The 26,927-nt window shown below is 41.5% G+C and carries 23 protein-coding genes, 2 tRNA genes and 3 rRNA genes; 9 read left to right on the plus strand and 19 right to left on the minus strand.

Annotated elements, in window-relative coordinates:
- The first annotated feature begins 3 nt into the window (after positions 1 to 3).
- The 4 genes from AC0KVP_RS09165 (at position 4) to AC0KVP_RS09180 (ending at position 5,374) form a co-directional block, all read left to right on the plus strand.
- Positions 4 to 1,377, plus strand: coding sequence for an ABC1 kinase family protein (locus tag AC0KVP_RS09165; RefSeq protein ID WP_473336177.1), 1,374 nt, complete (start codon positions 4 to 6; stop codon positions 1,375 to 1,377).
- 222 nt (positions 1,378 to 1,599) lie between these two features.
- Positions 1,600 to 2,895, plus strand: a complete 1,296-nt coding sequence (locus AC0KVP_RS09170; RefSeq protein ID WP_473336179.1) for an acyl-CoA dehydrogenase family protein — start codon at positions 1,600 to 1,602, stop codon at positions 2,893 to 2,895.
- A 17-nt stretch (positions 2,896 to 2,912) separates the two neighbouring features.
- Entirely contained in the window at positions 2,913 to 4,112 is a 1,200-nt protein-coding gene (locus AC0KVP_RS09175) for an acyl-CoA dehydrogenase family protein (protein WP_473336181.1), read from the plus strand.
- A gap of 701 nt (positions 4,113 to 4,813) precedes the next feature.
- Positions 4,814 to 5,374 (plus strand): lytic transglycosylase domain-containing protein, encoded by a 561-nt coding sequence (locus tag AC0KVP_RS09180; RefSeq protein ID WP_473336183.1) that lies wholly within the window; start codon positions 4,814 to 4,816, stop codon positions 5,372 to 5,374.
- 138 nt (positions 5,375 to 5,512) lie between these two features.
- Here the strand turns inward: AC0KVP_RS09180 and rrf are convergent.
- The 9 genes from rrf to ftsY form a co-directional block, all read right to left on the minus strand.
- Positions 5,513 to 5,627: ribosomal RNA gene (gene rrf, locus AC0KVP_RS09185) — 5S ribosomal RNA — on the minus strand.
- Between the two features lie 179 nt (positions 5,628 to 5,806).
- Positions 5,807 to 8,700 (minus strand): 23S ribosomal RNA (locus AC0KVP_RS09190).
- Between the two features lie 338 nt (positions 8,701 to 9,038).
- Positions 9,039 to 9,114: transfer RNA gene (locus tag AC0KVP_RS09195), tRNA-Ala, on the minus strand.
- A gap of 68 nt (positions 9,115 to 9,182) precedes the next feature.
- Positions 9,183 to 9,259 (minus strand) — tRNA-Ile (locus tag AC0KVP_RS09200).
- 61 nt (positions 9,260 to 9,320) lie between these two features.
- Positions 9,321 to 10,858: ribosomal RNA gene (locus AC0KVP_RS09205) — 16S ribosomal RNA — on the minus strand.
- Together the 16S, 23S and 5S rRNA genes with 2 tRNA genes alongside form the textbook arrangement of a ribosomal RNA operon.
- Positions 10,859 to 11,275: 417 nt before the next feature.
- On the minus strand, positions 11,276 to 11,938 hold the full coding sequence (locus AC0KVP_RS09210) for a DUF2057 family protein (RefSeq protein ID WP_473336185.1): 663 nt from the start codon (positions 11,936 to 11,938) through the stop codon (positions 11,276 to 11,278).
- A 197-nt stretch (positions 11,939 to 12,135) separates the two neighbouring features.
- The gene (locus tag AC0KVP_RS09215; protein ID WP_058951943.1) at positions 12,136 to 12,729 is read right to left on the minus strand and encodes a nitroreductase family protein; all 594 of its coding nucleotides are present in this window, start codon (positions 12,727 to 12,729) and stop codon (positions 12,136 to 12,138) included.
- A gap of 173 nt (positions 12,730 to 12,902) precedes the next feature.
- The gene (locus AC0KVP_RS09220; RefSeq protein ID WP_473340482.1) at positions 12,903 to 13,589 is read right to left on the minus strand and encodes a nitroreductase family protein; all 687 of its coding nucleotides are present in this window, start codon (positions 13,587 to 13,589) and stop codon (positions 12,903 to 12,905) included.
- A 193-nt stretch (positions 13,590 to 13,782) separates the two neighbouring features.
- On the minus strand, positions 13,783 to 14,889 hold the full coding sequence (gene ftsY / locus AC0KVP_RS09225) for a signal recognition particle-docking protein FtsY (RefSeq protein WP_126036255.1): 1,107 nt from the start codon (positions 14,887 to 14,889) through the stop codon (positions 13,783 to 13,785).
- A 195-nt stretch (positions 14,890 to 15,084) separates the two neighbouring features.
- Here ftsY and AC0KVP_RS09230 point away from each other — a divergent pair, with 195 nt between their 5' ends.
- On the plus strand, positions 15,085 to 16,464 hold the full coding sequence (locus AC0KVP_RS09230) for a M16 family metallopeptidase (RefSeq protein WP_473336190.1): 1,380 nt from the start codon (positions 15,085 to 15,087) through the stop codon (positions 16,462 to 16,464).
- Positions 16,464 to 18,056 (plus strand): M16 family metallopeptidase, encoded by a 1,593-nt coding sequence (locus AC0KVP_RS09235; RefSeq protein ID WP_473336194.1) that lies wholly within the window; start codon positions 16,464 to 16,466, stop codon positions 18,054 to 18,056. Before AC0KVP_RS09230 ends, AC0KVP_RS09235 begins: the two co-directional genes overlap by 1 nt.
- Here AC0KVP_RS09235 and AC0KVP_RS09240 read toward each other — a convergent pair.
- A complete protein-coding gene (locus AC0KVP_RS09240; protein WP_473336197.1) occupies positions 17,980 to 18,303 on the minus strand; it encodes a hypothetical protein in 324 nt (107 codons plus the stop codon). The two genes, AC0KVP_RS09235 and AC0KVP_RS09240, sit on opposite strands and share 77 nt — an antisense overlap.
- A 129-nt stretch (positions 18,304 to 18,432) precedes the next feature.
- A complete protein-coding gene (locus tag AC0KVP_RS09245) occupies positions 18,433 to 18,792 on the minus strand; it encodes a hypothetical protein (RefSeq protein WP_004984633.1) in 360 nt (119 codons plus the stop codon).
- A gap of 217 nt (positions 18,793 to 19,009) precedes the next feature.
- On the opposite strand from AC0KVP_RS09245, the gene AC0KVP_RS09250 reads away from it, so the two are divergent.
- The 3 genes from AC0KVP_RS09250 to AC0KVP_RS09260 all read left to right on the plus strand — a co-directional run bounded on the left by AC0KVP_RS09250 (position 19,010) and on the right by AC0KVP_RS09260 (position 20,327).
- Entirely contained in the window at positions 19,010 to 19,243 is a 234-nt protein-coding gene (locus AC0KVP_RS09250; RefSeq protein ID WP_004697075.1) for an SEL1-like repeat protein, read from the plus strand.
- Positions 19,244 to 19,383: 140 nt separating this feature from the next.
- Positions 19,384 to 19,764 carry a DUF2750 domain-containing protein gene (locus AC0KVP_RS09255; RefSeq protein ID WP_004984635.1) on the plus strand — a complete coding sequence of 127 codons (381 nt, stop codon included), beginning with the start codon at positions 19,384 to 19,386 and terminating at the stop codon, positions 19,762 to 19,764.
- A 131-nt stretch (positions 19,765 to 19,895) separates the two neighbouring features.
- Positions 19,896 to 20,327 carry a CBS domain-containing protein gene (locus tag AC0KVP_RS09260; protein WP_168159194.1) on the plus strand — a complete coding sequence of 144 codons (432 nt, stop codon included), beginning with the start codon at positions 19,896 to 19,898 and terminating at the stop codon, positions 20,325 to 20,327.
- A gap of 122 nt (positions 20,328 to 20,449) precedes the next feature.
- On the opposite strand, the gene trpB is transcribed toward AC0KVP_RS09260, so the two are convergent.
- The 8 genes from trpB to AC0KVP_RS09300 all read right to left on the minus strand — a co-directional run bounded on the left by trpB (position 20,450) and on the right by AC0KVP_RS09300 (position 26,911).
- Positions 20,450 to 21,658, minus strand: a complete 1,209-nt coding sequence (trpB, locus tag AC0KVP_RS09265) for a tryptophan synthase subunit beta (protein WP_473336207.1) — start codon at positions 21,656 to 21,658, stop codon at positions 20,450 to 20,452.
- A 42-nt stretch (positions 21,659 to 21,700) separates the two neighbouring features.
- Positions 21,701 to 22,888, minus strand: a complete 1,188-nt coding sequence (locus AC0KVP_RS09270; RefSeq protein WP_004984640.1) for a vWA domain-containing protein — start codon at positions 22,886 to 22,888, stop codon at positions 21,701 to 21,703.
- Positions 22,889 to 22,901: 13 nt separating this feature from the next.
- The gene (locus tag AC0KVP_RS09275; RefSeq protein WP_004697065.1) at positions 22,902 to 23,753 is read right to left on the minus strand and encodes an AAA family ATPase; all 852 of its coding nucleotides are present in this window, start codon (positions 23,751 to 23,753) and stop codon (positions 22,902 to 22,904) included.
- 22 nt (positions 23,754 to 23,775) lie between these two features.
- On the minus strand, positions 23,776 to 24,159 hold the full coding sequence (locus AC0KVP_RS09280) for a hypothetical protein (RefSeq protein WP_004697064.1): 384 nt from the start codon (positions 24,157 to 24,159) through the stop codon (positions 23,776 to 23,778).
- Positions 24,160 to 24,181: 22 nt separating this feature from the next.
- Complete coding sequence (locus AC0KVP_RS09285) at positions 24,182 to 24,490, minus strand: YcgL domain-containing protein (protein WP_004984643.1); 309 nt, start codon at positions 24,488 to 24,490, stop codon at positions 24,182 to 24,184.
- A 129-nt stretch (positions 24,491 to 24,619) separates the two neighbouring features.
- On the minus strand, positions 24,620 to 25,762 hold the full coding sequence (locus AC0KVP_RS09290; protein ID WP_473336213.1) for a ribonuclease D: 1,143 nt from the start codon (positions 25,760 to 25,762) through the stop codon (positions 24,620 to 24,622).
- A gap of 206 nt (positions 25,763 to 25,968) precedes the next feature.
- Positions 25,969 to 26,565, minus strand: coding sequence for a recombination mediator RecR (recR, locus tag AC0KVP_RS09295; protein ID WP_005401228.1), 597 nt, complete (start codon positions 26,563 to 26,565; stop codon positions 25,969 to 25,971).
- 16 nt (positions 26,566 to 26,581) lie between these two features.
- Positions 26,582 to 26,911: a YbaB/EbfC family nucleoid-associated protein gene (locus tag AC0KVP_RS09300; RefSeq protein ID WP_004984648.1), complete on the minus strand. Its 330-nt coding sequence runs from the start codon at positions 26,909 to 26,911 to the stop codon at positions 26,582 to 26,584.
- Positions 26,912 to 26,927 lie beyond the last annotated feature (16 nt).

Raw genomic sequence — 26,927 nt, forward strand, 5'->3', positions numbered from 1 at the left:
ATTATGTCAGATCACAACGATAAGCTTAAACAACTGAAAACCTCCTCTATGGATCGTCGTTTATCGATTGCCAAAGCTTCGTTGCTTGCTGGAACACGTTGGGCTGCTTCTAATGCGACAACTATGTTTTCTAGCGAAGAAGAAAAAGAAAAGAAACGCAAAAAAGCAATGAAAGAACAGGCCGATTATCTTGTTTCTGAAATAGGCAAACTTAAAGGTTCTATCGTCAAAATTGGCCAAATGATGGCGCTTTATGGTGAACACTTTCTACCTGAAGAAATCACGCAAGCCTTAAATACTTTAAATAATCAAACGGTCGCTTTAGCGTGGCCTGCGATTAAACAGCAACTGCACAGCCAGTTGGGTTCTAAACTGGATGATTTGACCATCGATCATGAACCACTGGGCACTGCATCACTGGCACAAGTCCACCGTGCAACGCGCAAGTCTGATGGTTTAGAGATGGTATTGAAAATTCAATATCCAGGCGTTGCTGAAGCTATTGACTCAGACATGAGCCTGTTTAAAAACATGCTTAAACTGACACGAATGGTGCCGCAAACACGCGAGTTCGACCAATGGTTCGATGAAGTTCGTGAGATGATGCACCGTGAAGTCAATTATAAAATTGAGGCTGCAACCACACGCCGCTTTGCTGCTCGCTTAAAAGAAGACCCACGCTACATCGTGCCGCAAATTATAGATGGCTACTGCACAGACCAAGTATTGTGTATGACATTTGAGCGTGGCGTGCCGATTAACAGCCCTGTCATGCTATCTTTGCCGCAAGAACGTCGCAACAAACTTGGTGAAGCATCACTTGAAATTGCGGTACGCGAGATTTTTGAATGGGGTGAAATGCAGACCGACCCGAACTTTGGTAATTACCTCGTTCGCTTAGGTAATGGTAATGACATCTTGGACAAAATCGTTCTGCTTGATTTTGGTGCAATACGACAGTTTGATGAACATTTACTTGGCGTTGCACGTAAGCTCATTCATGCTGGGTTTAATCATAGTAGTGAAGAAATGGTTCAAGCAATGACAGGCTATGAATTTTTTGACTCTATCCCTCAAAGCATTAAACCCGATATGGCTAAAGTCTTCTTACTTGCAACTGAAGCATTCAGCAGTCCAAGCAATAACTCAGACTTACCTGCTGGTGTTATGGATGAACACTTTGCTTATGACTGGAAAGCAAGCCAGCTTCATAGCCGTGTAATGCAGCAAGCTTCAAAGTCAATGGCATCTCGATATTTCAGTGTTCCTCCGAAAGAGTTTATGTTTATCAGCCGTAAATTCATCGGTGCTTATACCTTTATGACTGTGATTGAAGCGAAAACCAATGTTCGTGCAATGGTGAAAAAATTTATCTAAAAGTACATTGACCAAAATGACGCGATGTCATTTTGGTCAATTGATCAATCATTTCAATTCCAAACGATTCAATAAAAAACTTAAAAAACAAAATATTAGAATAATTTAAAATACACCACATACCGTTTATCTTTGACAATACATCATGTCAGTCATGACATAGTTATTCGTGTGCCGCTATGTCAGCATAAAACCACAGAATAATTCTGCTGGATGAAAATAATGACAAATATGGTAAATAAGGCTCAGGGATTTGGCTTATCACTGATCACAAAAATGGCAAGTAGCGACGTACTTGACCAATTAAAACTTAGAAAATTTATCGAGAAATCGCTATATCAAGGCTCAAAAGCGGGCTATAAGACTCTATCAAAAACACAAAAAGCCTTTAAAACCAACAAAGATTTGCATAAACAACGACTCAATAATCAAGAAAAATCATTGTTTGATCTGAGCTATTCAGAAGATCAGCAAATGACCATCGACACCATGTCACAGTTTGCCGCCGATATACTTTACCCATTAGCCGCAAGTGCCGATCAAAATGAAACTTTTCCAACAGAACTTTGGCAATATATTGAAGAGCTAGGTCTGAACTTTTATGCTTTACCTGAGGCGCTTGGTGGTGTCGCTACTGAGAAAAATATTCTGAGTAATGTACTTATTGCAGAACATCTGGCCAAAGGTGATTTTAGTTTAGCCGCGGGTATGCTCTCTACCTTTAGTGTGATTAATGCCGTTACACAATGGGGTGCTGAGCAAGTACAAGCTTTATATTTAAATAGTTTTGCGCAAGACAGTAGCATTCGCGCTAGCTTTGCAATTCAAGAAGTTACGCCTGCTTTTAATCCTTACCAGTTAAAAACCAAAGCCATTTCACGTGATGGTCAATATTTTATTCAAGGTGAAAAGACACTAGTACTATTGGCTGAAAGTGCAGATATTTTCCTTGTCAGTGCTGAACTTAATGGCCAAGCTGAAGTTTTTATTCTCAGACGCGATGAAAGTATTCAGTTTAAAAAATCTCCCGCTATGGGGCTCAAAGCAACGGAAACAGCAAGTTTAATTTTTAATCAAACCCCTGCTTTACGCTTAGGTGATGAAGATTTCAACTACACGGCATTTTTAGACCTCGGCAATTTAATGTGGTGTTCAATGGCGGTTGGCACATGTGAAGCGGTCAAAAAATATTGTATTGAATATGCCAATGAACGCACCGCCTTTGGTGAACCAATTTCACATCGCCAAAGTGTTGCTTTTATGATTGCCGATATGGCCATCGAAATTGATGCCATGCGTATGCTCATTCTAAATGCCGCAAGTCTAGCTGAATCTGGGCAGACATTTCACCGTGAAGCCTATTTAGCACGCTTACTTTGTGCCGAAAAATCCATGAAAATTGGCACCGATGGTGTACAGATTTTAGGTGGGCACGGATTCACCAAAGAACATCCTGTTGAGCGTTGGTATCGTGATTTACGTGCAACAGCGATTGTTCACTCTGGTCTACATGCATAATAAAAAGGAAAACTGGCATGAATTTACAAAACCCTAAAAAATTTAAATTACTGATTGATCAAGCCCACCAAGTGGCCATCAATGTACTTCGCCCTATCTCCCGAAAATACGACAAAGCTGAACACAGCTATCCTAAAGAACTGGATATGTTGGCATCTTTGGTCGATGGTATGAATGAAGGCGGTGAAGGTATGAACGCGGGTGCTGCTGTCGGTAAGCGGGGCACCAATGAACAAGGCAATAAAAATGGTGTGAATCTCTCTACCACTTTAAGTGTAATTGAGATGTGTTATGGAGACACAGCTTTACTCCTATCAATGCCTCGTCAAGGGCTGGGAAACTCAGCGATAGCAGCTGTTGCCAATGAAGAGCAGTTAGAGAGATTCAAAAATACATGGGCAGCTATGGCAATCACTGAACCAAACTGTGGCTCGGACTCTGCCGCTATTCGCACCACAGCAACAAAAGATGATGATGATTACATCATAAATGGTGAAAAGATTTTCGTGACTTCAGGTGAACGTGCCGATGCTATCGTCGTTTGGGCAACTCTGGATAAAAAATTAGGTCGTTCAGCGATCAAATCTTTTGTGATTCCTAAAGGAACTGCTGGTATGACAGTAGAACGTTTAGAACATAAGCTAGGAATCAAAGCCTCTGATACCGCAGTTATTCGTTTAATCGACTGCCGTGTGCCAGCCAATAACTTACTAGGAAATGCGGAAATTAACATTGCTAAAGGCTTTGCTGGCGTGATGGAAACTTTTGATAATACTCGTCCGCTCGTTGCAGCGATGGCTATAGGCTGTGCCAAGGCCTCACTAGAACGCATTAAAAAGATCTTCAGCGATTGTTTGGATCCTCAATATATAACCCCATACTTACAAACGACTCATATTGCAAGCCAAATTTATCGTATGGAAGCCGAATGGGAAGCGGCTCGTTTACTGACCTTAAAAGCCGCATGGATGGCAGATAACAAGAAACCGAACTCAAAAGAAGCTTCCATCTCCAAAGCCAAAGCTGGTCGAATTTGTAATGAAATTACCCTTAAGTGCGTCGAACTTGCATCAACAGTCGGCTACAACGAAGATGAACTTTTAGAAAAATGGGCAAGAGATTCGAAAATTCTAGATATTTTTGAAGGTACGCAACAAATTCAGCAACTCATTATCGCACGCCGTGAACTCGGAAAGTCATCGAGCGAATTGAAATAATATAAAACGTCCCATTCAGATATGTTGAAGCTATGGTTTCTCTAAATAAAGAATTATGGCTTCACATTGAAAGTAATACAAAATAAGAAATCGCTCGACTTAAATTAATGTTAACTAACAACGGCTTAAATTGTTTCCTACACTTCAAAAGTGTACCACAATTACAGAACTTAATTTTATTGAGTAAGCTTAATATTAAACGCTTTTAATTTTTCACATATCCGTGCTCTGTTCTCTAATAGAGTTGATAATTATCATCATAAAAATAAATATTCAATGCTGTTTTCTGTTATATGTAAATCACTTTTTTTTGAAATTTAAAAGTTTTTATAAGTCGTCAACCATGTCTTTACATTAGGCCTTATATCCTCCTAATTTCCACCATAATATTTGGAGAATAGCTAGTCTTACCAACTAGGATGCTACTTAGGCTCTTTACTATAAGCAAGAGGAATTTCTTTGACTTGTCCATGCAATTACCTATAAAAAAGCTAAATACGGTGGGTTTATATGACAAAACTGTATTTACAAGTAGCTCTACTCACCGCATAAAAATCTAGACTTTTGGTTCGTCGCCTCTATTTCGCTTAAATAAAGTACGGATTTAACAAAACCATAAAATAGTACCTTCTGTCTCAGCTTGACTGTAATTGCACAGCTCAATATGATCTTCTCAGACATTATACCAATGGATATACAGTTTGCTGAATTATCAACGATACTTGCCAACATCTCATATTAAAGCTAAATCTGTTTTAATTTTAACAACAACTTTAATATTTACTGGTTGTTCATCACTTGGTGGCGGTTCCGTTGAAAAGCGTTCAGCAAAATTAGCCAATGGCATTCAAAAAGCATATGCTGTTGAACCAACTACAGCACTACGTATTGCACCTATGATTGTACAAAGTGCAGATCGTTATAATGTGGATCCATTACTAGTTGCAGCAGTCATAAGACAAGAGTCTAGCTATAGAAATTATGCTGTTTCCCCTGCTGGTGCTATTGGACTTACTCAAGTTATCCCACGCTATTGGCAACAAACCTGCCCTGGCGATTTATTTGAAGAAATTAATAATATTAATTGTGGTACGTATATTCTTGCCAACTATAACCAGAAAGCAGAAAGTTGGCCCAAAGCTTTGGCTTATTATAATGTCGGTCCAACAGGCTATCATTCGAGCTGGAAAATGAAGCGTCAAGGTAAGAAATACGCCAAACAGGTTAAAGAACATCAAGAAACGTTAAAAGGTGCTCTGTAGCATCTTTAGATAAGACATAAAAGCCAGCAAATGCTGGCTTTTTACCATCTAGCCACTTATAGATAGCTTATTCTTCTCTAGTATTTAAGCATAAAAAAATCCCCCTCTGCATTAAGCGGAGGGGGATTTGAATTAATGAGCTGGCGATGACTTACTCTCACATGGATAACTCCACACTACCATCAGCGCTAAGAGGTTTCACTTCTGAGTTCGGGAAGGGATCAGGTGGTTCACTCTTGCTATTGTCGCCAGCACAACTGTTTATGACTATTCGTTTGGTCTTATTTACACATTGTGTATGCCTAACTTTCATCAAATGAGTTATTAACAGAATATCTGAGTTAATTTAATTTGCACATTGTACTTAGCTTTATAACTAAATCAAGTTGTTTGCAGTGATTTGAACCACAACACCAACTGTTTGGGTGTTGTATAGTCAAGCCTCACGAGCAATTAGTATTGGTCAGCTTCACATATCACTATGCTTCCACATCCAACCTATCAACGTCGTAGTCTTCAACGGCTCTTTAGAGGACATAAAGTCCTAGGGAAATCTTATCTTGAGGTAGGCTTCCCGCTTAGATGCTTTCAGCGGTTATCCCTTCCGAACATAGCTACCCGGCGATGCGACTGGCGTCACAACCGGTACACCAGAGGTTCGTCCACTCTGGTCCTCTCGTACTAGGAGCAGATCCTCTCAAATTTCCAACGCCCACGGTAGATAGGGACCGAACTGTCTCACGACGTTCTAAACCCAGCTCGCGTACCTCTTTAAATGGCGAACAGCCATACCCTTGGGACCTGCTTCAGCCCCAGGATGAGATGAGCCGACATCGAGGTGCCAAACACCGCCGTCGATATGAACTCTTGGGCGGTATCAGCCTGTTATCCCCAGAGTACCTTTTATCCGTTGAGCGATGGCCCTTCCATACAGAACCACCGGATCACTAAGACCTACTTTCGTACCTGCTCGACTTGTGGGTCTCGCAGTTAAGCGCGCTTTTGCCTTTATACTCTACGCGTGATTTCCGACCACGCTGAGCGCACCTTCGTACTCCTCCGTTACTCTTTAGGAGGAGACCGCCCCAGTCAAACTACCCACCAGACATGGTCCTCGTCCCGGATAACGGGACAGAGTTAGAACCTCAATATTACCAGGGTGGTATTTCAAGATTGGCTCCACCGAAACTAGCGTCTCGGTTTCAAAGCCTCCCACCTATCCTACACAAGTAAGATCAAAGTTCAATGTCAAGCTGCAGTAAAGGTTCACGGGGTCTTTCCGTCTAGCCGCGGGTACACCGCATCTTCACGGCGAATTCGATTTCACTGAGTCTCTGCTGGAGACAGCGCCCCCATCATTATGCCATTCGTGCAGGTCGGAACTTACCCGACAAGGAATTTCGCTACCTTAGGACCGTTATAGTTACGGCCGCCGTTTACTGGGGCTTCGATCAAGAGCTTCGCTTACGCTAACCCCATCAATTAACCTTCCAGCACCGGGCAGGCATCACACCCTATACGTCCACTTTCGTGTTTGCAGAGTGCTATGTTTTTAATAAACAGTTGCAGGGGCCTGGTTTCTGTGGCTGCCAATAGCTCAAGGAGTAAATCCTATCACCGTCGGCAGCGTACCTTCTCCCGAAGTTACGGTACCATTTTGCCTAGTTCCTTCAGCAGAGTTCTCTCAAGCGCTTTGGTCTACTCGACCTGACCACCTGTGTCGGTTTCGGGTACGATTCCTATGTAACTGAAGCTTAGAGACTTTTCCTGGAAGCATGGTATCAGCCACTTCACTGTACAAGTACAGCTTGCTATCAGTTCTCAGCATAGAGTACCCCGGATTTGCCTAAGATACATGCCTACAACCTTCCACCTGGACAACCAACGCCAGGCTGACTTAACCTTCTCCGTCCTCTCATCGCATTACATAGAAGTATTGGAATATTAACCAATTTCCCATCGACTACGCCTCTCGGCCTCGCCTTAGGGGTCGACTCACCCAGCCCCGATTAACGTTGGACTGGAACCCTTGGTCTTTCAGCGTGCGAGTTTTTCACTCGCATTGTCGTTACTCACGTCAGCATTCGCACTTCTGATACCTCCAGCATACTTCTCAATACACCTTCATCGGCTTACAGAACGCTCCCCTACCACTTGCAATAAATTGCAAATCCGCAGCTTCGGCATATAGTTTTAGCCCCGTTACATCTTCCGCGCAGGCCGACTCGACTAGTGAGCTATTACGCTTTCTTTAAAGGGTGGCTGCTTCTAAGCCAACCTCCTAGCTGTCTATGCCTTCCCACATCGTTTCCCACTTAACTATAATTTTGGGGCCTTAGCTGGCGGTCTGGATTGTTTTCCTCTTGACTACGGACGTTAGCACCCGCAGTCTGTCTCCCGGATAGTACTCATTGGTATTCGGAGTTTGCATCGGTTTGGTAAGTCGGGATGACCCCCTAGCCGAAACAGTGCTCTACCCCCAATGGTATTCGTCCGAGGCGCTACCTAAATAGCTTTCGGGGAGAACCAGCTATCACCGAGTTTGATTAGCCTTTCACCCCTATCCACAAGTCATCCCCTGGCTTTTCAACGACAGTGGGTTCGGTCCTCCAGTTAGTGTTACCCAACCTTCAACCTGCTCATGGATAGATCACCCGGTTTCGGGTCTACACCCAGCAACTAAACGCCCTATTAAGACTCGATTTCTCTACGGCTCCCCTATGCGGTTAACCTCGCTACTGAATGTAAGTCGCTGACCCATTATACAAAAGGTACGCAGTCACCGAACAAGTCGGCTCCCACTGCTTGTATGCATGCGGTTTCAGGATCTATTTCACTCCCCTCACAGGGGTTCTTTTCGCCTTTCCCTCACGGTACTGGTTCACTATCGGTCAGTCAGGAGTATTTAGCCTTGGAGGATGGTCCCCCCATATTCAGACAAGGTTTCACGTGCCCCGCCCTACTCGACATCATCATATAAGCCCTTTCGTGTACAGGACTATCACCCACTATGGTTGCACTTCCCAGAGCATTCCACTAGAACTTATATGACTTAATGGGCTTTTCCCCGTTCGCTCGCCGCTACTGAGGGAATCTCAATTGATTTCTTTTCCTAAGGGTACTGAGATGTTTCACTTCCCCTCGTTCGCCTCGTATGACTATGTATTCATCATACGATACCTGCCTTATGACAGGTGGGTTTCCCCATTCAGAAATCTCCGGATCACAGGATATTTGCCGCCTCCCCGGAGCTTATCGCAGGCTATTACGTCTTTCATCGCCTCTGACTGCCAAGGCATCCACCACATGCACTTAATTACTTGACTATACAACCCCAAACAGTCGTAGTACCTACAAGTAGTACTAGGACAGATCGATTGCTCGATCATACAGTTTGTTGTTCTGTGTACTTAAACACTGTACAGCTTCAATTCAATTCACATACCAAAACGCTTGATTCAGTTAATTTCGCTAGTAACTCATTTCTTCAATCTTCATCAATCAGTAATAAATCACTGTTAATGTCGATCTTAAAAACGAGTATGAACAAATTATTTCAACTCAAATATATTCTGTTAATGATTTTTCCAGCCTTCGTCAGGTCAGGAAACTGCGATAAATCACAGAAGTTAATAAGCTTTAACTTACTAAGTTCTATAATCTATGGTGGAGACTAGGAGAGTCGAACTCCTGACCTCCTGCGTGCAAAGCAGGCGCTCTACCAACTAAGCTAAGTCCCCAGCTTATCAATAAGTCAATGTTTCTGGTTTTCTGTATTCAGCATTTAACAATGCTTGTTAGTCAGATTTGGTGGGTCTGACAAGACTTGAACTTGTGACCCCACGCTTATCAAGCGTGTGCTCTAACCAACTGAGCTACAGACCCTCAGATACATCGTCATGAAGAACAACTTGTTGTGGATTCTTACCAATCGTCAATCTTTCGTTAAGGAGGTGATCCAGCCGCAGGTTCCCCTACGGCTACCTTGTTACGACTTCACCCCAGTCATCGGCCACACCGTGGTAAGCGTCCTCCTTGCGGTTAGACTACCTACTTCTGGTGCAACAAATTCCCATGGTGTGACGGGCGGTGTGTACAAGGCCCGGGAACGTATTCACCGCGGCATTCTGATCCGCGATTACTAGCGATTCCGACTTCATGGAGTCGAGTTGCAGACTCCAATCCGGACTACGATCGGCTTTTTGAGATTAGCATCCTATCGCTAGGTAGCAACCCTTTGTACCGACCATTGTAGCACGTGTGTAGCCCTGGTCGTAAGGGCCATGATGACTTGACGTCGTCCCCGCCTTCCTCCAGTTTGTCACTGGCAGTATCCTTAAAGTTCCCGGCTTAACCCGCTGGCAAATAAGGAAAAGGGTTGCGCTCGTTGCGGGACTTAACCCAACATCTCACGACACGAGCTGACGACAGCCATGCAGCACCTGTATGTAAGTTCCCGAAGGCACCAATCCATCTCTGGAAAGTTCTTACTATGTCAAGACCAGGTAAGGTTCTTCGCGTTGCATCGAATTAAACCACATGCTCCACCGCTTGTGCGGGCCCCCGTCAATTCATTTGAGTTTTAGTCTTGCGACCGTACTCCCCAGGCGGTCTACTTATCGCGTTAGCTGCGCCACTAAAGCCTCAAAGGCCCCAACGGCTAGTAGACATCGTTTACGGCATGGACTACCAGGGTATCTAATCCTGTTTGCTCCCCATGCTTTCGTACCTCAGCGTCAGTATTAGGCCAGATGGCTGCCTTCGCCATCGGTATTCCTCCAGATCTCTACGCATTTCACCGCTACACCTGGAATTCTACCATCCTCTCCCATACTCTAGCTTCCCAGTATCGAATGCAATTCCTAAGTTAAGCTCAGGGATTTCACATCCGACTTAAAAAGCCGCCTACGCACGCTTTACGCCCAGTAAATCCGATTAACGCTCGCACCCTCTGTATTACCGCGGCTGCTGGCACAGAGTTAGCCGGTGCTTATTCTGCGAGTAACGTCCACTATCCAAGAGTATTAATCTCAGTAGCCTCCTCCTCGCTTAAAGTGCTTTACAACCAAAAGGCCTTCTTCACACACGCGGCATGGCTGGATCAGGCTTGCGCCCATTGTCCAATATTCCCCACTGCTGCCTCCCGTAGGAGTCTGGGCCGTGTCTCAGTCCCAGTGTGGCGGATCATCCTCTCAGACCCGCTACAGATCGTCGCCTTGGTAGGCCTTTACCCCACCAACTAGCTAATCTGACTTAGGCTCATCTATTAGCGCAAGGTCCGAAGATCCCCTGCTTTCCCCCGTAGGGCGTATGCGGTATTAGCATTCCTTTCGGAATGTTGTCCCCCACTAATAGGCAGATTCCTAAGCATTACTCACCCGTCCGCCGCTAGGTCAGGTAGCAAGCTACCCTTCCCCGCTCGACTTGCATGTGTTAAGCCTGCCGCCAGCGTTCAATCTGAGCCATGATCAAACTCTTCAGTTAAAATCATTAGTAGCTTATGGCTACAAATCTTGGCTCATCAATTTTCTGACAAATATTTCTCAAATAAACTTCGAGTAATTTTTACCATTCAATCAATGAAATATTTTCGATCGATCAATCAGTAAAAATCCACACAAGTTGTTCTTCATAATCTCTTAATGATCTTCTTGCTGATTCGTCATCAGCAAGACCTTCGCTTTAAGCTATTCACTACATTGCGTTGGTGTGCTGCGTATTCTATACAATTTTATTTGCAGCGCAAGTGCATTTAAATAAATAATTCAAAAAACCCATTCGACTGGTTATTTTTAAAGCAAAACATACGTTTTAGGTTAAATTATAGTCAAGTTATCTACCATATAAATGCGCTATCTAAATAAAAAAAACAGCTAACGCTGTTTTTTCAGAATGTACCAGCTACTGTGCTTGTTCAGCAAGCCAAGCCATAAAGGCTTGGCGTTCAGATTTAGATGCACTTTTCCAAGTATTAATTAATTGTTGAGCATTGCCAGAACTTGTTAAATCTTTTTGTTTATCTGTCCCAGCTTTCGCAACAACAGCTTGTGACGTATAGACCGGTGCAGGTTGTACCACTGTCGTTGCTTTTTGTGTTAGATCGGTTGGTGCATCAGTAAATAGATTTTGAAGAATACCTGCATTTTGAGTTTTACTGCCCTTTTGCTCAACCAGTAACTGATTTTTGGCATTATATAGACCAAAGATCGGCTGCTTGGCATAAGCCTTGGCATCATCATGGTTTTGCGGAGGATTGATCAGTGCCAAACGGTAAGTCTGTTGGTCTTGTAAAATTGGGGTCTTAATATTTACAATTCCTGAGCGAACGATATCGTGTGAGCCAATACCCGGATGCTCTTCAAAAAACTGAGTGTAGCGAACACTGATAATATTTTCACCAGCATCAATATTATATTTGTTGTCAGAACTGAATAAACGACTCTTAACCTCTTGCCCATTTAAGCCTTCAATTTTTATTTCCTCTGGAGCAGTAATAGTCACTGCTGAAAATACTGAAGTACTCAACATCAATGCTGCTGTTGCAAGGGTTATGCGTAAGGTCATTTTTACACTCTATCGATGGTTTATTAAAGTTTAGTTGCACTATGCAGTGTATAAATGACAATTTTATGACAATTTCTGAGCTTAGAACCAACTCAGCACTACAATATATAGTGCTAAGCTTTGATATTTTAAAGATAAATCTCAAAACAAAAAAAGAGCAGACTTACTCTGCTCTTTCTCATTTTAAAAACCAGTTATTAATTAAATGTTTTAAAGCGGTCCGCTTCCGCCATAAATGTTTTCTCACCCGCAGGTGCTTCAATCGAACCAAAAACAAGTTGTGCACGAAGTTTCCAATTCGCAGGGATATCGAAGATCTCTGCAATCTCAGCATCTACGATTGGATTATAATGCTGTAATGACGCACCAATATTTTGCTCAGATAACGCAGTCCATACGGCAAATTGAGCAATTGCAGAAGAATGTTCAGACCACACTGGGAAATTATCTGCATAAAGCGCAAATTGTTCCTGCAATGATTTTACAACATCTTGGTCTTCATAAAATAAAACCGTACCATAGCCTGCAGCAAAGCTATTAATTTTTGCATTTGTGCCTTCAAAAGCAGCTTCTGGAACAATTTTACGTAAAGTTTCACGCACCACATTCCAAAACTGTAAATGCGACTCACCAAACAAAGTCACAATACGAGAAGTCTGTGAGTTAAATGCAGAAGGACTGTGATTTACCGCTTCTTTAATTACAGATTCAATTTGTTCTGGTGTTAATGCTACGTTCTTACCAACAGCATAAATGGTACGACGTTGTTTGATGTGGTCTAAAAATGACATGTTATTTTCCTCAGCGATCTCACGATCTTGTTATATACAGATTCATATTCATCATAGCTAATATTTTGAATTTGAACATGCTTAGTTCAGCGACATAGTGTCTTAAAAATAGAACAATATGCCATAACATTACAAAACTTGACCTAGAAACTACTAAAGATTATCTCGTGTCATTATGCATAGATCATAAAGCGCTCTTCATCCTTATAATGTTCTTTTTCAGCGGCTTTTTCCTCTATCGAACCAAAGACCAATTGCGCACGTAACAGCCAATGTTTTGGAATCTCAAAAACCTTTGAGATGTCAGCGTCAATACTCGGGTTATAATGTTGTAATGAAGCACCCAAACCAGCATCTGCTAAACAGGTCCATACAGCATATTGGGCCATACCTGAAACTTGCTCTGACCAAACTGGAAATTCTGCCGCATCAAAAGGAATTTTCTTTTGTAATTGTTGAATGATCTGCTGATCTTCATAGAATAGAACTGTACCAAACCCTGCCGAGCATTGATCAACCTTCAGTTCTGCACCAGCAAAAATATGCGCGGGGACTAACTTGCGCTGCACTTCTTTTACGACATTCCAAAAGTGATGATGCGAATCGCCCATTAAAATCACAATACAAGTACTTTGTGAATTATGTGCCGAAGGACAACTTCGCACAGCCTCTTGGATCAATTCAGCTAAATACACCTGACTTAAATGCACACGCTTCCCTAAAACATAAATACTACGTCGCTTTTTTAGTTGATCGATAAATGTGATTTGTTTTAGGTCTTCTTCGTGATTTTTTTTAAATTTTAAATCTTTGGTTAAATCCGTTGTTAGAACTTGTCCAATTTTATGTAATAAAGCCATACCGTTTTCCCCAAAATGTACAGTGATGCCTATTGTGTTAGGCGTTAGTGTAATCTCAGGAGAATCACTTATATTCATTAAGTGATTCCTAAATGTTTGTTTTTAAAACAAACAAATTGAATAAAAAAATAAACTCCGCATTTAGCGGAGTTTATGTGACTGATCTAACACTTTAAAACAATGCTGTTCAATCTTATTTCTCTGTTTCGAACAAAGCAGCAACAAAGGATTTTGCAGAGAAAGGACGTAAATCGTCAATTTTCTCACCAACACCAATGAAGCGAATTGGAACATGCGTACGACTGGCAATATTAAATAGTACACCACCTTTCGCAGTGCCATCGAGTTTGGTAATCGTCAGGCCTGTCAAACCAACTGCCTCATCAAACATTTCTACTTGATTAATCGCATTTTGACCTGTTCCTGCATCGACCACCAACATAACTTCGTGTGGCGCAGTCGCATCGATTTTTTGCATGACACGTTTTACTTTGGTCAACTCTTGCATGAGATGACCTTTGTTATGTAAACGACCTGCGGTATCTGCGATCAAGACATCAACACCTTTCGCGCGTGCACTTTCAAACGCATCGAAAATTACGGAAGCGCTGTCAGCACCATGACCTTGTGCAACTACGGCAATATTATTACGTTCACCCCAAATTTGAAGCTGCTCAGTCGCTGCCGCACGGAAAGTATCCCCCGCAGCAAGCATTACTTTCTTGCCTTCACCTTGTAAACGTTTTGCCAATTTACCAATGGTTGTGGTTTTACCCACACCGTTTACACCCACCACCAAAATTACATAAGGCGTTTTGTTCGGATCGATGTGTAAAGGTTTCACACGTGGTGCTAGTAAAGCCACCAACTCTTCCTGAAGCGCTTTATATAGTGAGTGCGAATAAATTAAATCGCCACGTGCAGTACGTTCAGTTAAGTTGGTAATAATGGTTTTCGTTGCATCAACACCGATGTCTGCGACTAAAAGCTGCTCTTCAACTTCTTCAAGCAGTTCATCATCAATTTCCTTACCACCGATCAAAATATTGACCATACCATCGGCAAGGTTTTTACGGGTTTTGGTTAACCCTTCTTTCATGCGGCTAAAGAAACCACCTTTTGCAGATGCATCTGCTTCTTCTGCGCTTGTTTCAGCAACCACAACTGGACTAACAACTGTTTGCTCTTTTGTTTCAACGATTGGCACATTGACCACAGGTAAACTTGGTAGTGTGACATCGTCATCCCCGATATCAGCATCAATCAAAAATTTGTTCTGCTCATTAGATTGCTGTTGCATGCCGAATCCTTGAAAAGCACTGCGTTAAAAAAGACGGATTCTACCATAAAAGATAGGCTTTCGCTTAGCAACAATACTTTATGTAAACACTTAACAAATCAATACTTCTGGCGCTTGATCTACTTCGCATTTTTCTTAAGAATGGTTATTTATTGAAATGCTTTAACTTCACTTCAACCTGAGCCCAAATTTTATATGCATCACTTATTAGTCACGCATTCTTATAAAAAAAGTTTAGTTGCACTGGGTTTAACTCTACTTTGTTTACCTATAACTACCCATGCACAAATACGCAGTGAACTTACCCGCAGTAGTTTTGAAACCACTTTAAGCAATGGCTTACAGGTGATTATCCGTGAAGATCACCGCTCCCCAATGGTCATGACCCAAATTTGGTACAAAGTCGGTAGCACTGATGAGTCTGGGAATATAACGGGTATTTCGCACGTACTGGAACATATGATGTTTAAAGGCACATCCAAGGTTCCCAATGACGAATTCAGTCGCTTAAGTCGAATCTATGGCGGTACAGTAAATGCTGCAACATTTACCAATTACACCAATTACTATCAGCTTTATCCCAAAACTTACTTTCCGATGGCTTTAGAACTTGAAGCCGATCGTATGCGCAATCTCTTACTACGGAAACAAGACTTTGACCCTGAAATTAAAGTGGTGATGGAGGAGCGACGCCTGCGTACCGATGACAACCCCCGCTCACTCGCTTTCGAACGCTTCAAATGGATTTCTTATCCCACGAGTCACTATCGTCAACCCGTCATTGGGCACATGAAACACTTGCAAAATATAAGTCTAGATGACGTGAAACAGTGGTATCAAAAATGGTATAGCCCAAACAATGCGATCTTGGTGATTGTGGGTGATGTCAATGCAGAATCAGCCCTAAGACAAGTTCAAAAATACTTTGGCGACATCAAAAGTCATCCAACACCTGTACGCAATGATGTGACTGAGTTTGAGAACATTGGTTACCGTCACATGGAACAAAATACCAATGTTGAAGTGCCAAATTTATATATGGCTTGGAATGTGAAATCACTTGCAACAACAGCCAATCCAGAAGATGTTTACGCGCTTACACTTATTCGAAGCTTGTTAGATAGCGGGATCAGCTCTCGATTACAACAGCACCTTGTACGCGACAAAAAATTAGCGACCGCACTGAGTGTCAGTTATGACCCTTATAACCGTGGAGACAGTTTGTTTAGTATCTCTGCACTTCCAGTCACTGGCGTGGAACTTCCTGAGCTACAAAAAGCCATTGAATATGAAATTGAGCGACTCAAAACAGAACTTGTTCAACCACAAGAGCTTGAACGGATTAGCACACGCTTTGTTGCAAACTTAATTTATGGCCAAGATGACATTATCGGGCAAGCAAAGATGATTGGAAACTTAGCCGTGAATGGCTTGAATTATCGACTAATGGATCAGCTTCCACAGCATTTTGAAGCGGTTACACCTGAAGATATTCAGCACGTTGCTCAAACTGCTTTTATCAGAGATAACTTAAGTACGTTGTACCTTCAACCAGAAAAGAAGGCCGCAAAATAATGAAAAATCAAAAGACCGCCTTTCGCCTGCTATTTATTACCATGTCTGCTTTTTGCACTACCAATGTAATTGCAGATGTAAGTACAAGTAGTGTTAGCAATGATGACCCACGTACATTACAGTCTATTGCTTCTCTACAAAGCTTAAAACAAGTTCAAACTAGCGACCTTTATACAGCACCACATGTACATGAACTTAAGAACAAATACAAAGTTCGAAGTCTATTTGTTGAGTCACCCGCCTTACCTATGGTGGATATTCAACTTACCTTTAATGCAGGCTCTGCACGAGATATAGAAGTAGAAAAAGGACTATATGGCGTTGCCAATATGGCGGCACAACTCATCGATGAAGGCACTACGCAACATGATGCAGTTGAAATCGCGAATGCCTTTGAACAAGTCGGGGCTCGTTTTAGTGTAGCTGCACACCGTGACATGTTTGTGGTTCGACTGCGTTCGTTGTCTGACCCTAAAAAACTAGATGCTGCGGTAAGTACGATGCTTGAAGTATTAAAAGACTCTACTTTTAAAAATAACAGTATTAGTTTGATGGTAAGTAATACCCAAGTGGGTCAGAAACAGTTGAAAGAAAGCCCGAGTCGATTGATGAGTATTCGCTTTTATCGCGCGCTCTACGGTTCGCACCCTTATGCGGAACCGATTACAGGCACCAATGGCAGTATTAAAAAAATTACGACTCAGCACTTAAAAAAATTCAGAGATGAATTTCTAGTTAGTCAAAATATGAATATTGCACTGACAGGCCAACTCAGTGTGAAACAAGCACAAAAACTGGCTGAACGAATAAGTGCAGCCCTCCCAGAAGGTGAAACGGCAAAGCCACTTGCTCTACCACAAGATAAACCCAACTTTGATATTCAACACATTCTGTTTAATTCAACTCAAGCCCATGTCACCATGGGACATCTATCAACCACACGGGATGATCCGGATCGTTTAGCGCTCGAACTGGCTAACCGTATGTTGGGTGGTGGTGGATTTAGCTCCATTTTAATGAAAGAACTGCGCGTTAAACGTGGATACACCTATGGAGCAAACAGTGCTTTTACATTTAGCCAAGCGGCTGGAAGTTTTAGTCTAAGTTATTCAACCCAGCAAGATCAGCTCATGGACAGCATACAAGTGGCGCATAAAGCCCTAGTTGACTTTGTCCATCAACCAATTGATGCACAGCAGTTAGAAGAAACTAAAGCCGGTATGTTACGCAGCCTACCTAACAGCTATAGCAGCAATGCAAACATCAATGCACAACTCGGATCTATAGGGTTTTATCAACAAGATGCGAATTATTTAGCCGACTACCCAAAACGTTTAGCTGAGATCACACCTTTAGATGTCCAAAATGCGATACGTAAACACATTCACCCTGAAAGTCTTACCCTTGTGATTGTCAGTAACGCTTTAGATAAAGAGCAACTTCGACATATTCTAGAATTAAATCTTGATCCGAATATTAAGCAAAGCATACCTCATCCTGATCAAATTCCTGCGATTATTGAACCTCCGGAGCCAATGCCGGAAGCTGCTTCGCCCGATTTTGCTCAAACTGATGAGCCTGCATTAATCTAAAATAATCAATATAGGAAATCTGGTTTTCCAAAACCAGATCTTGTGCCATTACTTGTGTTTCTGGGAAAGTCGCTTGATGAGATAAGCGACTTACATTTTCAAATTGGTTTGGAGAAATGGGCTGAGATAAAGCAATACTCGATAAAATGACAATAAGTATAATGATCGATGCCATCAGACCATTATAAATTTGTACAAGCGTAATCTGTGATTTTAATTTAAGAATTTTTTGGATCGCAATGTGCATAACCTACCTCTAGTGAAACTAGTGTAAGTAGCGAATTGCATAATCACAAGTTGAAATGCTGAAAAATGTCCCCATTAATGCTAAAGAGGACATAATTTCAGCAAGTCAGATTGTTTGTAAAGCAGAAGTCTAACCAACAATGCTACGAATAACTGCAAAATAGAGCACCAAGGCAATTACCCCCAATGCAATCATAATGGCGAAAGCCCCAACACCATTTTCTGCATCTGCAGGGTGTGCAGGATCGTCATCTGCAATACGTCTTAGCTCCCCATTGTATGTTTCATAAAAATCAACCCGTTGATTTTCATCAAGCTGACGTGTGAAATCATAAACTCGTTTACGTTGTGCCAAACAAAAATCCCCAAGATGAATTTCTTGATGGAAAACTGCTTCATCTAATAGTGTTCGGTGATATTGCGCCAACGCTACAATTTGAGAAACAGTTGGAGGCATATCAAAATCAAAACCGTCTAATGTATTTGTCATGTTATTCTCCTTATAAAATACAGTTTCCTGTTTTATTATCATATTCAATCTTTTGATTGTTCATTGTTTAATCATGTAAACGAAATAAGATGAAGAATACTCGACAATATATTTGACAATTCCAGCAATTTGTAATAAATATTTAACATTAGCGTGATATTTATATCTAAAGGTAAAATTACCTTTAAGTGATCATAATTAGAATAAGGAGCTTAATATGATTCAACAAATCTCTCATCATGACTTAGAACATGCGTATGCGGATGCAGTAAACACCATTCAATCACAAATGAACTTCGTAGAAGCAGTACAACAGTTAGAAAGCGTTGCACGTGCAGGCCACGGTAAAGCAGCACTGTTTTTAGCAGAACTTTATTATCAAGGTTTCCGCGTAGAACGCGACTCGCTTAAAGCACAATACTGGCAACAGCTTGCCACCATGAAAGCATAATAAAACGTCACCTAGGTGGCGTTTTTTTTGAGCCTAACATTTTGATATGACATATTTATTTACATAGTTATGCAAAGCTTACACTGAACTTTCATCTTAATTATTTAAAATAGCGTCATGTTCCTTAATGACATAACGCTATGTACAAAATTTTGAAACTACAACCGATTTCAAATCATTTATATTTAAAAATCAATATTCTAAGAGGCATGATGTACTGCGGTATTCTTTGGGGGCTTTACAACGCTGAACAGCAAGGCTGGGCGATGACCTCAGATCACGATGACTATGTTTTCCCTTTTTGGCTCAATGGTTTACACGCACACCAATATGCTCAATTGCACTGGCCAAACTATATTCCTAAAAAAATCACGCCACAAGATTTCCAAAGCGCATTACTGCCTACTCTGTCACGCTTAAAAGTCACCCCTGCGCTATGTAATGGCACAAAGCGTATGAAGCTCAGTACGTCTCAAATGCGTCACTTTTTTTTCAATGACCGTATTCTGTCGCCAGCTTAAGGCTCATTAAGAACAATAAGACGTAATTAACTTATTATTTTATTGAGAGCTATGACTGTAAAGTATTTGCTTTTTTTTAAAATCGCGCTAATTTAAATATAAAACAATAACCACAACCGAGGATATGCCCTATGACCAATGTTGCTCAAGTATTAAAAGATAAAGTACATCAAGCAATTTACACCATCAGCCCTGAAGCCACGGTTCTTGAAGCAATTTCACTTATGGCAGATAAAGGCATTGGTGCACTTGTGGTCACACACGAAGAACGCGTTGTAGGTATATTGTCCGAACGTGACTATATGCGCAAAGTCATGTTGATGGAACGTAGTTCGAAGCAAACCACAGTCAATGAAATTATGACAGCCAAAGTACTGACAGTCACAACAGCCGTTACGGTTGAAGAATGTTTAGACCTGATGACAGACCGCCACCTACGTCACTTGCCTGTGGTTGAACAAGATAAATTATTGGGACTCATTTCTATTGGTGACTTGGTGAAAGCGGCAATGGATGATCAAAAGAAACTGATTGAGCAACTACAACAGTATATTTCAGGTTAAGTTTTAATGTTTAGGTGTTTAAACATATACTCAGCATTGGCTATTAATGATAAAAACAAGATCATAAAAAATCCCTGCTCTAAACAGGGATTTTTTATATGTAAATATGAAAAACTTAAACCTTAATTCAGACCTAATTTTTCAGCGACATAGTCTGCATCTTTGTCGCCACGTCCAGATACATTCACCACAATTTTAATATCTTTGGCCAACTTTGGAGCTTCACGAAGCGCCCATGCTACGGCATGTGAACTTTCAAGTGCAGGGACAATCCCTTCAACACGTGACAACCGCATAAACGCATCCAAGCACTCTTGATCAGTCGCAGTGGTATATTCGACACGACCCAAGTCTTTCAGCAGACTGTGCTGAGGCCCGACGCCAGGATAATCTAGACCTGAAGCAATCGAGTGTACTGGTAACGGTTCACCCTGATCATTTTCAAGTACATAACACGCCATACCATGAATCTGACTTGGTTTACCTAAAGTTAAGGTTGCCGAGTGCATGTCGGTATCTAGACCATGACCTGCTGGTTCGACACCAATCAATTTCACATCTGCATCGTTCAAAAATGCGGTAAAAGCCCCCATAGCATTTGAACCGCCACCGACACATGCAACCACATAATCTGGGTTCGCACCAAAGCGCTCATGGGTTTGTTCTTTAATTTCTTTACCAATAATCGACTGGAAGTCGCGCACCATCATTGGAAATGGATGTGGCCCAACAACCGAACCAATAGCATAGATATAATGGGTTGGATCTTTTAAATACTCTTCAAAAGCACTGTCCACAGCATCTTTCAATGTTGCAGTACCACGTGTCACTGAAATGAGTGTTGCTCCAAGGATTTTCATTTTGACGACATTGGGATGTTCTTTTTCAATATCCACCTGCCCCATATGAATTTCACACGGAATTCCGACCAAAGCACAGGCTGTTGCTAATGCAACGCCGTGTTGACCTGCACCCGTTTCTGCAATCACTTTGGTTTTACCCATATATTTTGCAAGCAGCGCTTCACCCAAACAGTGATTAATTTTATGTGCGCCTGTGTGGTTTAAGTCTTCACGCTTTAGATAGATCTTTGCCCCGCCCAACTGTTCAGATAACCGTTTTGCATAAAACAACGGACTTGGACGACCAACATAGTGTGCAAACAGTTCAGCAAGTTCAGTTTGAAATTCTTCTGTTACACGAATTTGCTCGTAAGCGACTTTAATGTCATCCATTGCCGCTTTTAAGTGAGGTGGAATAAACTGACCACCATATTTCCCAAAAAAGCCCGCTTCATTAGGCAAAGCAATACCATTAATTTGATGATCCATTTTTTATGATCCTTATTCTTAAAATGTGCTTTCTTTCCAGCTTTATCGTGCTAAATACTTAGTCATATCCTCAACGCCTTTGAGGGTCATTGGGTACATATGGTCTTCAAAAATTTGCTTAATCAAACCAATCGTATGAGTGTAATGCCAATAACGGTCTTCTTCTGGGTTCAACCATGCTGTTTTTTCAAAATGGTTGCGTAAACGCTGTAGCCAAACATTGCCTGCTTCATCATTCATATATTCAACCGAACCACCCACAGAATTGAGCTCATAAGGTGCCATAGACGCATCTCCAACCACAATTACACGATAGTCGCGTCCGTAGGTATTGAATAAATCCCATGTATTCATCCGGGTGCTTGAGCGACGTACATTGTCTTTCCAAACATAGTCATATAAACAATTATGGAAATAGAAATACTCTAAAGTTTTAAACTCAGTTTTCGCCGCGCTAAAAAGTTTTTCACATTGCGCAATGTGTGAATCCATCGATCCACCCACATCGAACAACATCAGCACCTTAATGCGATTACGACGTTCAGGCACGAGCTGCACATCGAGTATGCCTTGCTTCGCGGTTTCACGAATTGTACCGTCGATGTCTAACTCTTCAGCCGCACCTTGTCTGGCAAACTTACGCAAACGACGCAATGCCATTTGCATTTGGCGCGTTCCGAGAATTTGATCATCATCCAAATTCTGATATTTACGTTGTTCCCAAACTTTTACAGCAGAACGTTTACGTCCCGGCCCACCAATACGCACCCCTTCAGGATGATCACCATAAGCACCAAATGGAGACGTTCCTCCAGTGCCGATCATCTTGTTTCCACCCTGATGTTTCTTATGCTGTTCGCGTAATCGTTCTTCCAGCATTTTCATGAGTTCTTCTAATGAACCGGCTTTCTTTAATTCTTCACGCTGCTCAGGAGTTAGATGCTTTTCTAAGAGTTCTAAATCGAACCAGTCTTTCGGTAACTTTTGAACTTTATTGAGTAGATCATCCAAATCAAAAGTTGAAATCCCATCAAAGTAGTCTTTCATCCCTCGGTCAAATTTGTCAAAGAAGCGTTCATCTTTCACCATAATCGTTTTGGCGAGTTGATAGAACTCTTCTTGATCGGCAAAGACCAAACCTGAAGCAACAGCTTCATTCAGATCGATCAGTTCACGCGTCGAGACGGGAACACCGTATTTGCGTAAGGTATAAAACAAGCGCACAAACATGCGTGTTTCTCCTTTAGCGACGAGACATGAAGGCTAAACGTTCAAGCAACTGTACATCTTGTTCGTTTTTAATGAGTGCGCCATATAAAGGTGGAATGGCTTTAGACTTATCATGATTACGCAGTACATCTTCTGGCATATCATCGGCCATCAGCAAGCTTAACCAGTCAATCAACTCAGAGGTTGATGGTGGTTTTTTTAGACCCGGAACTTGACGTAATTTGAAGAAAACTTGTAATGCTTCATTGACCAATGCCGTTGAAATTTGCGGAAAATGAACATCAATAATTTCACGCATGGTTGCATCATCTGGAAATTCAATATAATGGAAGAAACAACGACGCAAGAATGCATCTGGAAGTTCTTTTTCATTATTTGAAGTAATAATCACAATAGGACGTTGTGATGCAGTAATGGTTTCGCCCGTCTCATATACATAGAAAGACATCTTATCCAATTCATGCAACAAGTCGTTTGGAAACTCAATGTCCGCCTTATCAATTTCATCAATCAATAAAACACAACGTTCTTCACTGGTGAATGCTTCCCACAATTTACCCGGTTTAATATAGTTTTTAATGTCATAAACACGGTCGTCACCCAGTTGGCTGTCACGTAGACGTGAAACCGCATCATACTCATATAAACCTTGCTGGGCTTTTGTGGTTGACTTGATGTGCCAAGTCAATAATTTTAAGCCTAAGCTCTCAGCAACTTGTTCAGCCAGTAAAGTTTTACCCGTACCCGGCTCACCTTTGACCAATAAAGGCTTTTGTAAGCTACGTGCAGCTTTTACAGCAAGTTTTAAACTATCGGTAGCGATGTACTGATCTGTACCCGTAAATTGTTGTGTTTCAACAGACATGATTAAACCTTATTTTTATTAATTACAGCGGTGAATGATTGTTACTGACAACTGCTTTGGTTTTATTAGCCACATATTTTGACCAAAAGAAACCGATCACAAGCCCCACCCCCATGACAAAGAGAATCAGTGACAAATTTGACCAAATGAGTGCTGATTCTTTCGTTAACACACCGAAAAGCAAGCCAAAAATAGCGGGTGCAATCGATGAGTTTGGACCTTCGGAAACCGTTGGTGTCAATAAAATGGCAAAGATCATCATCCATGTGATGCCACCCAATAGCTTCGGCAGGCGTGTGGCAATCGAATACCAACACCACAAAATTAGCAAACTGCCCAAAAGGTAAACTGTGACAGCAATACTGTCTTCAGGAATTGAATCGAGCATTGAAAGAAAACTATCCACGGTGCAACTCCTGAATTATGCTTTATGCGCCACGAAGGCCTTCTGGTGCCGCAGCGTTCGGATTGATTAATCCTTCTGGCGGCATTTGTAGGAAGAAGCCCTGAGTTTGAATCGAATCCATGACATGCAATACATTTACACGGGCCAATTTACGCGCTTCACTCAGCTCTAACGACATCACAAAAGTCGCTCGACCAAATGCAACACGAACAGCTTCAGGTAAAACATTCAATGGGCTAAAATCTTCAGCGGCTTGATCAGCTTCAGTTGGACAAGCAATATAAAGATACATTTCATCTTTTTTGCTTGATTTATAAATAGAACATTGCATATCTAAAACAGCACTCAAATAACTCAAGCCACAGGATACATCAAATAAAAGCAGCTGACATTAGTCATGATTAACGCATCAGTCGTGATTTTGTATAAATATTCAAACTTCAGACCAATTGACTAATTATTAATCCATGACTTTCATTTGCGTCGAAAGATAGCTTTCATCACGGCGTAGGAGTTGAATTAAAGGTTGGGTTAACAAATCATAGCGCCAACCTAATAAATAATCAGGCAAGTCTTGCTCATCATTATGAAAAACTACATGTTGATGCAGCGCATTCATCCACTTTTTGCGCATCAACACTTCTTTAGGAATGCTGGTTTCATTGACCACATTTTGAATTAAGTGATCAATCTTCTCCCCTACATCTTTTGAAGAATGACGGATGGGACGTGCCATGCGTAGCGGCCAATCTGCTTGCTCAGGCAAGAACTTCACTAAATCTAAAATAGTTTTGCCATGCTCGCGGACAACGTTTTGACGTATGTCTTTTACACCCGATAACTGAAAAGCATTTTTTGGATTTTTCTCAACCAAATCAATCATACTTGAGTTTTTCAAAATGAAACTACGTGGCGTATTAAGCGCTTTTACCATCTGTTCACGCCACACTGCCAACTGCTGTAACTGCATTAACTGACGACGTGAATGTCGATAGTTACCAATATCTTGATAGAGTAAATGCAAAGGCGTTTCTATCGCGATTTCTTGCGTCAGATGCTGACAGTCTTCAAGAGCAAAGTTTAGGAGTGACTTTGAATCTAATTCTTGTTTAACTTTTTCTGAAAGATTCATCAAGTACAGCACATCGTTTGCCGCATAGCTCAGTTGTGCAGGGCTTAATGGTCGCGCCAACCAGTTTGAGCGCGTTTCCCCTTTATCGATATCGACATCCAACATTTGTTTCAGGGCATTTTGATAGCTCACTTGTAGACCATGTCCTAAAAAAGACATGCCCACTTGGGTATCAAATACATTGTTTAAGGTTTTATGCTGTGCATAGTGATAAATCAGGTCGATATCTTCGCTACATGCATGAAAGACATTTTGCTGTGCACGAAAAAGTTTATTCCAAAATTCAGATAAATCGAGTGTCGTACCATCGAGTAAATAGACATTGTTTTCGACATTGATTTGAAATACGCCTAACTTTGGCCATAAGGTATCGACTTTGATGAATTCTGTATCGAGTCCATAGACTTCGTTACGATCCATTTTTTCTAAGACTGGTGTTAAGTCTTGTTGCTGCTGAATAAACTGAAACATATCCTACTGCGTCTAATGCTAGATGCTCTTTGGGCTATCTTACCTGAATAAGATGATTTAGCTATCAAGATTTCTAAGGGTTTTTTAATTATTTGCCGTTTTTTGTGATTTTTTTATACAACTAGATTCAAATTAATATTTTTTTTATCTTACTCAAGATTTCAATCTTGTAGCTCAACTAAAAAATGAAACAAGTATCGAAATACTTATTTCATTCGCATTCTATTATGTACAGCTTGGCTTAAGGTATGACTATCGACATATTCAAGTTCACCACCCTGTGGTACGCCTTGTGCAATACGCGTCATTTGGATCGGTAAATGTTTCGTTGCCTCAACCAAATAATGCGCTGTGGCTTGACCTTCTACCGTTGCATTGGTCGCCAAGATCACTTCTGTTACTTTACCGTCGCCTAAACGCTGGATTAGATAAGGAATGCCGATCTCTTCAGGCCCAACACCATCAAGTGGAGATAAATGCCCACCCAATACATGGTACTTACCACGGAAACTGCCACTTTGCTCAATCGCCATCACATCTGCGGGTGACTCAACCACACAGAGAAGTTGATCATCACGTTCATGCGAGATGCAAATATCACAAACTTCGTTTTCAGTCAGTGAGTGACACAAACTGCATTCGTGAATATAGCTGGTGGCTTCGTTCAAAGCATGTGCAAGACCCACAGCCCCTTCACGATTTTTCATAATCAGATGAAGCGCCATGCGCTGAGCCGATTTCGGCCCAACACTTGGCAAAATACGTAAAGCTTGTACCAATTGATCAAAACGATCGCTAAACACTATACGTATTCCTTAATTAGAATAAACCAGCAAGACCCGGTGGTAAGCCTGCACCTGAGTTCGCAGCTTTCATACGTTCTTCAGTGATTGCTTCTGCTTGACGTGCAGCATCATTCATTGCCGCAGCAATTAAGTCTTCAATCATATCTGCATCATCTTGCAATAATTCAGGATTGATTTCGATACGTTTTACCACATTGCGGCAAGTCATCGTCACTTTAACCAAACCACCACCAGCTTCAGCATGCACTTCAGTTTGCGCAAGCTCTTCTTTAGCTTTTTTAATGTTGCTTTCCATGTCTTTTTGCATGCGTTGAGCTTGCTGCATTAACATATTAATGTTCATTAAAATCTCCGAACAT

Source organism: Acinetobacter sp. DL27, assembly GCF_055810995.1.